We start from the raw sequence: 12,726 nt of genomic DNA, 5'->3' as shown, positions 1-12,726 counted from the left end.
TTGCTCCTGTAACCGGTTGAGACAGCACTAGACTTGTCGGCGCTTTCCCGCAATGATTGTAACAAGGATATGAGAGGAAAAATATGGAACTAGTCACAGACGGATTGCGCTTTCCTGAAGGCCCTATAGCAATGCCCGACGGCAGTGTGATTTTGGTTGAGATCGCGGCAGGACAGCTAACCCGGGTGGCTGCTGATGGAAGCAAGGATGTGATTGCGAAACCGGGTGGCGGTCCCAATGGCGCGGCGCTCGGACCGGATGGCAAAATCTATGTCTGCAATAATGGCGGTTTTGAATATCAGGAAGCAAATGGCTTTCTGACCCCACATGGCATTGCCAATGATTATTCCGGCGGACGGATTGAACGGATTGATCCGCAAACCGGTGCAGTAGAACTGCTTTACAAGAGCGGTGATTTTGACTGCGTATTGCGCGGCCCAAACGATATTGTCTTTGATGATCAGGGCGGCTTCTGGTTCACCGATCACGGCAAAATCGATTATGCCAAGCGCAGCCATGATATTGTAGGGATATTCTACGCGAAAGCCGATGGCAGCCATTTGGAGGAAGTTATTTTTCCTTCGCAAAACCCCAATGGTGTTGGCTTGTCCCCCGATGGCAAGACACTTTATGCTGCGGAAACCTATACCTGCCGCCTGATGAAATTTAACATTACTGCGCCGGGTAAAGTCGCGCCGGATGCAGGCCCCGGCGGCCCGGGTATCCCCGTTTATCGTCCCGCAGGCTATAAATTTTTCGATAGCCTGGCGATGGAGGAAAGCGGAAATATCTGTGTCGCGACCATTGGCGAATGCGGGATTAGCGTGATTTCGCCGGCCGGCGAATTGGTCGAGTTTGTTGCTACAGATGATATTTTCACCACCAATATATGTTTCGGCGGTGACGATATGATGGATGCCTGGCTCTGTCTGTCGGCATCAGGCCGTCTGGTCAAAACGCGCTGGAAGCGACCGGGACTGAAATTGGAGTATTTGAATAAGTGAACTACGACACCGTGATTTTCGACTTCGGCGGAGTCATTACGTCCTCGCCTTTTGATGCGTTTAACCGGCTTGAGGCTGAGCGGGGCGTACCCATTCACAGTGTTCGAACGATCAATAGCACCAATCCGCATGATAATGCCTGGGCGAAATTTGAACGGTCGGAAATTGATGCGGCGGGTTTTGATCGCCTCTTTGCTGAAGAAGCGAATGCTCTGGGTATTGGACTAAATGGAGAGGAAGTACTGGCTTGCCTGGCTGGTGATATCCGCCCAGCAATGGTTGAGATGTTGGATATTCTCAAGGCCAAGAGCTTTACCATCGGCTGCATTACCAACAATGTGCCGTCCGGAAAGGGTTCAGGCATGGCGTTGGACGATGAGAAGGCGACCGCCATCGCCGCGATCATGGCGCGGTTTGATCATATTATTGAAAGCAGCAAGGCGGGTATTAGGAAGCCTGATCCGCGTATTTATGAAATGATGTGCGAAGCGTTGGATGTCCGGCCGGAGCAGTGTATTTATCTTGATGACCTAGGTATTAATTGCAAGCCGGCAGCCCAGCTCGGCATGGCAGCGATCAAGGTTACCGGCGAGCATCAAGCGCTCAAAGATCTGCATGATTTGCTGGAAATGCCATTTAATTAGCGGGCAATTTCGCGCCTCCAAAACCATTTTTCACGCTCAGTAACAGACTGAAATAGCGATATTCTCGTTAAGAATGTCGTATTTCCGCCATTTTTTAGTGACTCTATAATGACATAAATATTACATTTATATTGCAGTCAGTGTCACAAATCTGTAATAAAGTCTCAGAGAGTTAGGAGAGTAACTATGAAAAACACAAGGATTATTGCTCTAACCATGGGTCTGGCCGTCATCGCTTCGCCTGGATTAGCCCAATCGCCAGAAGGTGAAATTGGCTATGCCAAGGGTGCGTTGGCTTATGATGCCTTGATGGCAGGAGAGAATGAGGCAGCTGTCGCGAAGTTGGAACGCGGATCACTGAAAGATCCTGCCGTGATGATCAATCTTGGCCAAGCTTATGTCAGAACAGGACGCACGGGTGATGCTGCAAAAATGTTCATGGCGGCCATGAATAGTAACCGCAGCTTTGATGTGGTGCTTTCGGACGGAACCATATTAGATTCGCGTAAGGCAGCAGAAACTGCGCTGTCCAATTTGAATGGACGTCTAGCTTCACGCTAAATTCAATTTTTCTGATCTTTGAGGGCGGACGTGAAAGCGGCCGCCCTTTTTGTTTGTAAATAATATATTTGCTGATTTTTTGCATTGCACCATGAAAGGTCACTTTTGTGCGCCCCTCAAAGTCATTGCAACAATCTCGAAATATTACTGTCTCTGAAGAGTCACATAAACCGCACCGAGAGGTCATTTGTTGACCCTAATGCCCTTCAACGAAGGCGATGGGGGCAAATGATTCGTTTCCACATCATCTGATCTGAAGTTTTGAAAATCAGTAATATTGCGGAGACTTTATCCATGTTGAATAAGCAAATTCGTTCTGTACTTTTCGCCGGTGTAGCAGCAATTGCGGTTACTGCTTGTGGCGCCGATGATGTGGCCTCTCCAGGGGAAGGCACGATAGTATTGCCGGCGCCTACTCCGACGCCAACACCAACCCCGACACCGACACCAACTCCGACACCAACTGGAGGCCCAGCAGCGGATTGCCCAACCGGAACCGCTAATGTCGGAACGATTACAACCGGTAACAGTCAGGAATTGCGTAACTGTCAAATTTCCGGTGTGATTTCTGGCAATCTGACCGTTCCCAATCGGGACGGCACTATTTACTCTTTCTCCGGAGCGGTGGAAGTCGGCGTAGATGGCGGGTCGACCGGTATCTTGACGATTGAACCCGGCGTTGTGATTTTCGGTTCATCAGGCGGCGATTTTCTTCTGGTTAACCGCGGTTCGCAACTTTTTGCCGAAGGCAATGCCTCTTCACCAATCATTATGACTTCGCGTCAAAATATATTGGGTACAACTGGTGTGGATAGCATCGGTCAATGGGGCGGCGTGGTCATATTGGGCCGGGCGCCGATTTCTGATTGTTCAACCGGTGGTGCCTCCAATCCGGGCGGTACGCGAACGGATTGCGAAGCGATTGTAGAAGGACCAACCAATGCGGTTTATGGCGGCACGTTACCAGCCGATTCCAGTGGCCGCTTATCCTATGTGCAAGTCCGCTATCCCGGTTTTGAGGTGTCACCCGGCAATGAGCTGAATGGCATTACCTTGGCTGGCGTCGGCAGCGGCACTTTCTTCCAGAACATCCAAGTGCATAACAGTTCTGACGATGGCGTCGAATGGTTTGGTGGCCGAGTAAACGGCAAAAACCTTGTGATGACCGGTATTGATGATGATTCGGTTGATTCCGACTCCGGCTTTAAAGGCAATAACCAGTTTGTTCTGGCGGTGCAGCGCGCCAATGGTGGTGACCATGTGATGGAAGCGGACTCCAATGGTGATGAAGATGCAGAACCGCGTCAGGATCACAAATTGGCTAATGTTACTTTTGTATCCAATGGTGGGGATCACGTCATCCTTCTCCGTGGCGGCGGCGATTACGCTTTTTATAATAGTGTGTTTAACAGCTCTGCTGCATGTATTGATATTGATGGCCAAACAACCATCCAGGCCGCTGGAGCCGCAGCTGATGAAAATGGACCGCCGGTCTTTGAATCGCTGTTCCTCAGCTGTGCGACAGCATTTGTCGATGATGGCAATGTGACGGCGGCACAAATCCAAACCATATTCAATGCCGGTACGAACAATACCGAAGCGGGCACATCGACATTGGCCAATGTCGCTGCATCTTTTGCTTTTGTGAACGGCGCGAATGAAACCGCGATCACCCCCTTTGCGGTCAGCGCGGTCGACAGCTTCTTTGAAGATGTCAGCTATATCGGTGCGGTCCAAGATGCGAATGACATGCGGTTCCAGGGATGGACTTGCGGTCTCTACGCAAATGATTGCGCCACCGCTCCAACCATTGGTTGAGCTAGCAACGTTTGATGGGATGGCGGTTGAAGAAGCCGTCATCCCATTTTCTATATTATGAAAAAGGAAAATCTCCGATGACGAAGCGGGCATCTTTGGTCACAAGTCTATTGTTTAGCACGGCTTTTTGTACGCCATCTGCATTGGCGCAAACAAATTCTGCGGATAATGCTGCGCAATCCAGCCCGGCAGATGAAGCACCAGATGATGAAGTTGATGTGTCCGCTCCCGGTGGAGATTTTAGCGGCGAAATCATTGTACGCGGTAAATTTATTCCCAATCCGATCCGCGCGACATCTGAAGTGGTTTCAGTTCTGGGTGAAGAAGAAATCGCGCGCGCGGCGGACGGTGATATTGCCGGCTCGTTGCAGCGGGTCACCGGTCTCAGCGTTGTAGGCGGTCGGTTCGTCTTCGTCCGGGGTCTCGGGGAACGGTATTCTCTCGCCTTACTCAACGGTTTGCCCTTGCCATCACCCGAACCATTGCGACGGGTGGTCCCTTTGGATCTGTTTCCGACCAGCGTGATCGCTTCAACGGTTGTCCAGAAGAGCTATTCGGTCAACTATCCCGGAGAATTTGGTGGCGGGGTGATCAACTTGACGACCAAGTCCACGCCGGATGAACCCTTTTTGAAACTGAGCTTTGGTGTCAGCGGTGACAGTGAAACAACCGGAGAGCTCGGCTATACTTATGATGGCTCCGATACGGATATTATCGGCTATGATGATGGCACGCGCTCGATTCCTGACGGCTTGGGTCAGGCCATTGCACAAAATATTCCGATCTCGGCGGGTGTAAATTTCAGCAGTCTTGATCTGCAAAATTTTGCCGCCAGCCTGACCAATGCGGAAACCGCATTGATCCAGCGCAATCGCGATATCCCTGCCAATTTTTCCGCGGAAATTACCGGCGGGACGTCCATTGATGTTGGCGATGCGTTAGTTGGCATCATTGCGACTGCCGGTTTTGAAAATAGCTGGCGAACGCGCGGCGGCGTGCAACAAACGTCGCAAGGTATCGTCAATATTGACGGAACCGCAGGTTTGCTTCCAGATCAGAATTTTAACTTTCTGACGACTGAGAATCGTATAATTGTCAATGGGTTGTTAGCCTTATCAGCCGAAGTGGATGAGCATAAGTTTCGCTTTACGAATCTTTATATTCACGACACGGTCAAAGATGCCTCGATCAAACAAGGCATAGATGCGATTAATGTCGACGAAGAAACGCTGTTGAATCAAAGCCGCACCAGCTGGTTCGAACGGCAATTATTTACCACACAATTTGTTGGCGAATTGAAATTTGATGAGATCTCAGTTGATATACGCGGCAGCTATGCAAATTCGAAAAGAGATGCGCCTTATCAAAGGACGTCAAGCTATGCGTTTGATGACCAATTTGCGAATGACTTTGTCAATGACCTTACATCTCCGGGCGAGTCTGCTCGCATCCGGTTTAGCGATTTGAATGATGACGTATATGGGGCTGGTTTTGATTTCGGATATGAAACCGATATCGGTGTGCCGATCAACTTCACCGTAGGCTACAGCTATTATCTGAATGATCGGGAAGCGCAACGGCGCGATTTTCGTTTCGTTCCAGCCAATGGATTGGGTAGCCCCTTCGATCAGCAACGGATCGATTTTCTCTTGTCTGAATTCAACGTCTTTACGCAAGAAATAGAATTGCGAGAAGTGGCGGCGCAAACCTCTGTGCCTGGTTATACTGCGGAATTGGAAATTCATGGCGGCTATGGTCAGTTTGATGCTGAATTGGCTGACGGATTACGCTTGAACGTTGGTGTGCGCTACGAAGATGCCCAGCAACAAGTGTTGCCGATCACGCTGACGGGCGGCCAAGCCGCCGTAGAGACCCAGCTGGCCAATGATTATTGGTTGCCGGCCGGAACGCTCACCTGGAATTTTGCTGATGATATGCAAATTCGTTTTGCAGCTTCAAAAACAGTTGCGCGGCCGCAATTTCGGGAATTGGCGCCTCAGCAATTTCTCGATCTGGATACGGATAGAACCTTTATCGGTAACCCACTTTTGCAGGACAGTGAGTTAATCAATCTCGAAGGCCGTTTCGAATATTATATTGGCCGTGGCGAGAGAATCACGCTGGCCGGTTTCTACAAGGATATTGATAATCCGATTGAAAATGTCGCGTTTGTTCAGGGCGGAGGAACACTGTTTACCGGCTTTTCCAATGCCCCCAGCGCAATGCTTTATGGCGCTGAAATAGAATTGGTGAAATATTTCCCGCTCTATGATGTTTTTGGCGGAAATTTCTTCGAAAACCGTCGGTTGCTTCTGGCGGCAAACTATACTTATACCAAGTCAGAAATCACGGTTTCGGCTGATGATGTCGCGATAAACCCGGTGACGTTACAGCCTACTGCGGCATCCAACCTGTTCAACAATGGCGATCGGTTGACCGGGCAGTCCACACATGTTGCGAATCTGCAATTTGGTATGGAAGCCGAGGAAGGTTTGTCCCAGCAAACAATATTGCTGACCTATAACAGTCCTCGGGTCACCGCGCGTGGCCCACAAGACCAACCGGATCTCATTGAAAGAACCGGTGTTCAGCTTGATTTTGTCATGCGAGAACAGCTTGAAATTGCCGGGCAAGAGATAGAATTGAAGTTTGAAGCGCGTAATCTCCTTGGTACGGATTATTCGGAATCTCAAACGCTCAATAACAGCCGGATCATCAATAACGGCTTTGACGTTGGTACCCGTTTTTCCATGAGTATCGGGATTAACTTCTAATTGCAGGTTTTGCTTTGAGGTTGGGTTGAACGGGAATTGTAATTTTTCTGTCATCAATGAGTCGCAGGTTAGTCACCAAACCGTTATAGCTCTTGGTTTAATATAGAGCGTGGGGATTCGTGGCTATTCAATCTTCTGATCATTTATTGAACAAAGGCCGGGCGCTATCATCGTCTAGTATTTATTCGATTTTTCTTGCTATCCTGGCTGTTTTGCTGGTGGTTCAAGCGGTGCGATTCCTGTGGGTCATTATGACGCCAGTGGGCCCTGTAGGGGACTGGCAAGCGCGGGAAGTGCAAGTTCTGTCGTGGCAATCGCGATTAGCATTGTTTAGCAATTTTGATCCCTTTTACCGCGCCGGACCAGCGGCAACGGCAAATGTGGTCACATCATTACAGCTGACGCTATTCGGGACAAGAATGAATGAAGGATCTGGTTTGGGTTCTGCTATTCTGGCTGGACCGGATGGTGTGCAGGATAGTTTTGCCGTCGGCGATGAAATCATGTCGGGTGTTACCTTGGATGCCGTTGAATTTGATCATGTTGTTATTGACCGCGGCGGTACGAAAGAAAGTCTCTATCTTGATCAATCAATTCCTGCCGAAACCGTCGGAGCCGACGATAGCGTGAACGGATCAGCAGACAACGGAGCGGACGGTGCCAACAGCGCTATTGCCGGCGCATTGGACAATGTTGTGGATTTGTCTCCTCGCAATGAAGAGGGGCGCGTGACAGGAATAGTCGTCACGCCTCGCGGCGATGGCGCTCTGTTTCAGTCGGCTGGATTTAAAGATGGTGACATTATTGTTTCGGTAAATGGTCAACCTGTTACGTCGACAACGGATATTGCGACATTGAAACGTCAGATTGCACCGGGTAAACGTCTTTCCGTCGAAGTCGAGCGCGGTGCGAATACTGTTCCGATTGCCGTCAATTTGGGGGGACAGTAATGACCAGTAAGCTAACGAAATTCACTGCAAAATGCGCTTTAACTTTAGCAGTTTTAGCCCCGGTTTCTGTCCCCTCTGCATTTGCTCAACACAGCCTTAATGTCCGCGATGCTGATATTCGCGCCTTTGTTCAGGACGCCGCACGCGTGACCGGCCGGACATTCATTGTTGATAGCCGTGTGCAGGGAAAAGTGTCAGTGGTTACCGACAGGCCTTTGTCTCGTTCCGAATATTTCGAGATATTCCTGTCGACGCTGCGCGCCAATAATTTGGTAGCGATTCCGACAACAAATGGTTCCTATCGCATTCAACCTGCGGATGGGGCAGCCACTCAGCCGACGCGCATCGGTACAAAACAATCGCCGGCCAATCAATTTGTGACCGAGGTGGTCCGGCTAAAGTCCATTGAAGCCACTGCCGCTTTGGAAACCTTGCGGCCGTTGATCAGCAAGCAAGGTGCTATCACGGCCAATCGCAATGCAAATAGCCTGGTGATTGTTGATTATGCTGACAATATTCGCCGTGTGCGGGCGCTGGTACGGCAAATTGATCGGGACAGTGCAGCTTCCACTATTGTCCATCTCAAAAACGCCGGTGCGCGTGAAATCGCCACCTCCTTGCAAGCTTTGGCGCAGCAAGGCGGCGAAGGGTCGGTATCGCCGGTCAACATTGTTGCAATTGACAGCAGCAACAGCATTGCTTTGCGCGGAGATCCGGGGGCAGTGGCCAAGTTTACCCAGATGGCGCGGGAATTGGATCAGCGTGCCGAGGCCGGAACGGAAATCCGGGTCCATCAGCTCGACTATGCCAATGCCGAGCAACTCTTACCGGTAATTGAGCAGCTGATGGGGCAAGGCAATAGCAGCACGCCAACGTCTGTAGCACCGTCATCTTCCAGCAATGGCGCTGCATCTTCACCATCCCCGCAGCCGGCGAGCAGCACGACCAGTGGTATTGCCAGACACGGTCCCGCCGTGGTGACACGCTATGAGGGGACCAATGCGATTATCGTCGCGGCCAATCCAGATGTGCAGCGGATGGTTGGTGAACTTATCCGTCAGCTTGATACCCGGCAAGAGCAAGTGTCCGTCGAAGCAATTATTGTCGAGATATCGGACTCGCTCGCGCGTGAATTGGGTGTGCAATTTTTAATCGGTGGTGAGAACACGCCTTTTGCGGTGACCAATTTCTCCAATGCTTCGCCCAATATTGTGGATTTGGCCGGCGGCCTTTTGGCGGATGAATTTGATACCACGACAACCACCACCACGGATACCGCAACGACGACAACGACCAATAGCGCGGTTGGCGACCGGCTTTTGGAAAATGCGGCGAGCTCGATACTCGGGGCCCGAGGTTCTTTTTCAGGTTTTGCCACAACTTTGGGCGGTAACACCATATTGGGCGCCATCATCAATGCGGTGCAAAGAGATTCCGATTCCAATTTGCTGTCGACCCCGTCTTTGACGGTCAATAATAATTTGAAAGGCAGCATCCTGTTCGGTCAGGAAATTCCTATTTCCACCGGCGAAGCGCTCTCGGACAATTTTGACAATGCCTTTCGTACAATCCAACGGCAAAATGTCGGGATTGAACTGGAGGTAACCCCACAAATTAATGCAGGCGATGAAGTGCGGCTGGAATTGCGACAGGAAGTCAGCTCAATTGCTGGCCCGGTTTCTGACGATTTTAATGAGCTCATTATCAACAAACGCGAGATTAAGACCACAGTGACGGTCGGCGATGGTGAAATTATCGCATTGGGCGGTTTGCTCGATGATAATGAACGCCGCACGATCGAAAAAATCCCTTTTCTTGGTGACATTCCATTGCTCGGAGAATTGTTTAAATCGCGCGGAAAATCCCGTGTGAAAACAAATTTGATGGTTTTCATTCGGCCGAAAATTTTGCGCGACCGCGCCGATGCGAGAGCTTTTTCAGCCCGCCGCTACGATTATATTCGCGGACGCCAACTGCGCCGAGATCCTGACCTGGAGCCCTCAATAGATATCTTGGTGCGGGATTATATGGGCGCCGTCCCTCCTGCAGCCGAGCCGAGAGCTGGGGATCAAATTATCTACGCGCCCGGTGCGCAGCGTGGATCCCAAAATAATGATCGAGTGGAACCGGTTCAGGTTGCACCCAGTGCATTGCCGACGGAGAAAAGCAACTGATGAAGATTGCGAAGGGAACACAGAAAGACGTTTCCGGTGATAAGGAAAAATCGGCAGAAGGGGAGCAAAGCGATGCCCGCCCTCTGGTTGATATTCCTTATGCATTCGCCCGCGATCATGGCGTCCTCTTATTGCGGTCGGATGGAGAAAGGCTAGCCGTTGCAATGCGCGAAGGCGCGGACCCTCAAGCCTTGCTGGAATTGCGGCGTTATCTGGCCTTGCCTTTTGATGTTGATTTGGTTCCGCCCGATATTTTCGAATCCCTGTTGTCCGATCACTATGCCATGGACGGAAGCGCAGCCGCTATGGCTGGAGACATGAGCTTGAGCAATGAAGCCCTGGACGACATTGCTGGCGATATTCCCAGTGCGGAAGATTTGTTGGATAGCGCCGATGATGCGCCGACGATCCGATTGATCAATGGAATCATTGCCGAGGCCGCGCGACAGGGTGCTTCCGATATTCATATTGAACCTTATGAAACCGGTTTGGTCGTCCGCATGCGGGTAGACGGTGTATTGCAAGAAAAATTGCGCATGCCAGCCCATGTGGCATCGGTGATTGTCAACCGGATCAAGGTGATGGCGCGGCTGGATATCGCGGAACGGCGGATCCCGCAAGACGGCCGGATAAGTTTAACCTTGGGTGGAAAACTGCTTGATGTCCGGGTCTCGACATTGCCTAACCGCGCCAATGAGCGCGTCGTGATGCGGATATTGGACAAGGAAAGTGCCGGCATTTCACTAGACTTGTTGGGCATGTCTGAATCCACCCATGCAATTTTGACCGAAGCATTGGCGGAACCCAATGGCATCATTCTGGTTACTGGTCCAACGGGCTCCGGTAAAACCACTTCACTTTATGCGGGTCTCAAACAATTAAATGATGGCAGCCAGAACATTTTGACGGTCGAAGATCCGGTCGAATATGCGATTGAAGGTATCGGGCAGACTCAAGTGAATTCAAAAGTTGGGCTAACTTTTGCTGCCGGATTAAGAGCCATTTTACGGCAAGATCCCGATGTGGTTATGGTTGGTGAAATTCGGGACCGAGAAACCGCAGAAATCGCTGTTCAGGCCTCTTTGACTGGCCATTTGGTGTTATCCACGGTGCACACCAACGACGCAGTCGGGGCGATCACCAGAATGCGTGACATGAAGGTAGAGCCGTTTTTGCTGGCATCAACCCTGCGGGCGGTTGTCGCACAACGTCTTGTCCGCAAATTATGTCCGCATTGCCGCACGCCCATTCAAGCAGATGGCAGTCTGGCTTCCTTATTGGGTTTCGACAACGGCACGGTGGTCTACCGTGAGGTTGGTTGTGATGAATGTAACCACACAGGGTTTCAGGGGCGGATTGGTGTTTTTGAAGCAATCCGGGTGGATGAAACCGTCCGCAAGTTGATCAACGATGGGGGCGATGAAGCCCGTATTGCAGCGCACGCCTTTTTGAAAAAACCAAATTTGGGTTCCGCTGCGCGAGCCTTGGTCCGGGAAGGTTTGACCACAGCCGAAGAAGGCATCCGCATTTCTCGCCGCGAAGATTTGGGCGCGCAAATTAATGTCTGAATTTTCTTATACGGCCATTGATCCCAAAGGTCGCGAAAAAACCGGTCGCATATCCGCCGAAAATGACGATGCTGCCTGGGCGCGGTTGGAAAGCCGCAACTTATACATTGTCAAAGTGGAAGCTGCTCAGGGCGCCGCCTTACAAGACTCCAAAGCCATGCAGGTCAATAATTTTCTGGGGCCCAAAAAACTGAAAGCCAAAGAATTGACGCTGTTTACCCGTCAATTGTCCTCGCTGGTCCAGGTCAGTCCTTTAGAAGAAGCCTTGCGGATCATTGGCGGTCAGAATGAAAAGGAGCATGTGCGAGAACGCATTGGTTCGGTGCACGCCGGCGTGTTGGAAGGCCAGCGGCTTGCCGAAGCCATGCGGCGTGAGCCAAGCAGCTTTCCTGCGCTTTATCGCGCCATGATATCAGCAGGGGAAAGTTCGGGAACCTTGCCGGATATTACTGAAAGACTTGCTGGCTTGTTAGAACGGCAGGCTGAAATGCGAGGAAAATTGATCAGTGCTTTGGCCTATCCAATCATTCTTGCTCTAGTCGCCATCATCGTGGTGGCTTTGCTGATGATCGCCGTCGTCCCCAAAGTGGTGGAACAATTTGACGATGTTAATCAGCAACTGCCCTTTGTTACCCGATTGGTTATTGGAATATCCGACTTTTTGGCCAATTGGTGGGGAGCAATTTTGGCCTTGGTTTTCCTTTTGACGATCGCCCTTTGGCGCGCCTTGAAAGAGCCTAAAATCAAATATCGTTTTGATAGCTTGCTGTTGCGATTGCCTTTTTTTGGCCGGTTGTTGCGGGACTTAAACGCAGCTCGTTTGGCCCGAACGCTGTCGACAATGGTTGCTAGTCGGCTTCCCATTTTGGAAGGATTGCGATTGACAACCAACACGATCGGCAATGCGGTATTGCGCCAAGCCTGTGAAGATATGGTCGAAGCTATTAGAGGCGGCGGTAGTTTGTCCAAAGCCCTAAAAAATACCGGTGTTTTCCCGCCGATGTTGGTCTATCTCACAGCCAGCGGCGAAGCCTCGGGGCAATTGGACGATATGCTCGCACGGGCCGCTGATTATCTTGAACGCGAGTTTGACAATTTCACATCTACCGCCTTATCTTTGCTCGAACCGTTGATCATAGTCTTTTTGGGCGGCGTGGTTGCCATTGTGATATTGGCGATATTATTGCCAATTTTGCAGCTGCAAAATCTTGCCGGATTGTAAGTTTGGACCGT

Annotated in this window: 9 protein-coding genes; all 9 read left to right on the top strand. The window is 50.7% G+C overall.

Annotated elements, in window-relative coordinates:
• The first annotated feature begins 83 nt into the window (after nt 1-83).
• Nucleotides 84-1,004: an SMP-30/gluconolactonase/LRE family protein gene (locus ABJU74_RS10965; RefSeq protein ID WP_348384253.1), complete on the top strand. Its 921-nt coding sequence runs from the start codon at nt 84-86 to the stop codon at nt 1,002-1,004.
• Complete coding sequence (locus tag ABJU74_RS10960) at nt 1,001-1,648, top strand: HAD-IA family hydrolase (RefSeq protein WP_348384252.1); 648 nt, start codon at nt 1,001-1,003, stop codon at nt 1,646-1,648. Before ABJU74_RS10965 ends, ABJU74_RS10960 begins: the two co-directional genes overlap by 4 nt.
• Before the next feature lie 186 nt (nt 1,649-1,834).
• Nucleotides 1,835-2,209, top strand: a complete 375-nt coding sequence (locus ABJU74_RS10955) for a hypothetical protein (protein ID WP_348384251.1) — start codon at nt 1,835-1,837, stop codon at nt 2,207-2,209.
• Between the two features lie 294 nt (nt 2,210-2,503).
• A complete protein-coding gene (locus ABJU74_RS10950) occupies nt 2,504-4,027 on the top strand; it encodes a hypothetical protein (RefSeq protein ID WP_348384250.1) in 1,524 nt (507 codons plus the stop codon).
• Nucleotides 4,028-4,104: 77 nt separating this feature from the next.
• Nucleotides 4,105-6,801 (top strand): TonB-dependent receptor, encoded by a 2,697-nt coding sequence (locus ABJU74_RS10945; RefSeq protein WP_348384249.1) that lies wholly within the window; start codon nt 4,105-4,107, stop codon nt 6,799-6,801.
• A gap of 119 nt (nt 6,802-6,920) precedes the next feature.
• The gene (locus ABJU74_RS10940; RefSeq protein WP_348384248.1) at nt 6,921-7,751 is read left to right on the top strand and encodes a type II secretion system protein N; all 831 of its coding nucleotides are present in this window, start codon (nt 6,921-6,923) and stop codon (nt 7,749-7,751) included.
• Nucleotides 7,751-9,925 carry a type II secretion system secretin GspD gene (gene gspD / locus ABJU74_RS10935; protein WP_348384247.1) on the top strand — a complete coding sequence of 725 codons (2,175 nt, stop codon included), beginning with the start codon at nt 7,751-7,753 and terminating at the stop codon, nt 9,923-9,925. Before ABJU74_RS10940 ends, gspD begins: the two co-directional genes overlap by 1 nt.
• Nucleotides 9,925-11,493 (top strand): type II secretion system ATPase GspE, encoded by a 1,569-nt coding sequence (gene gspE / locus ABJU74_RS10930; protein ID WP_348384246.1) that lies wholly within the window; start codon nt 9,925-9,927, stop codon nt 11,491-11,493. The genes gspD and gspE overlap by 1 nt, the downstream gene beginning before the upstream one ends.
• Nucleotides 11,486-12,715, top strand: coding sequence for a type II secretion system inner membrane protein GspF (gspF, locus tag ABJU74_RS10925; protein ID WP_348384245.1), 1,230 nt, complete (start codon nt 11,486-11,488; stop codon nt 12,713-12,715). Before gspE ends, gspF begins: the two co-directional genes overlap by 8 nt.
• Nucleotides 12,716-12,726: the final 11 nt, after the last annotated feature.

Origin of the sequence: Parasphingorhabdus sp. (genome assembly GCF_039982415.1) — a bacterium.
Lineage (GTDB): Bacteria > Pseudomonadota > Alphaproteobacteria > Sphingomonadales > Sphingomonadaceae > Parasphingorhabdus.
This window is presented reverse-complemented; position numbering and strand designations above follow the sequence as displayed.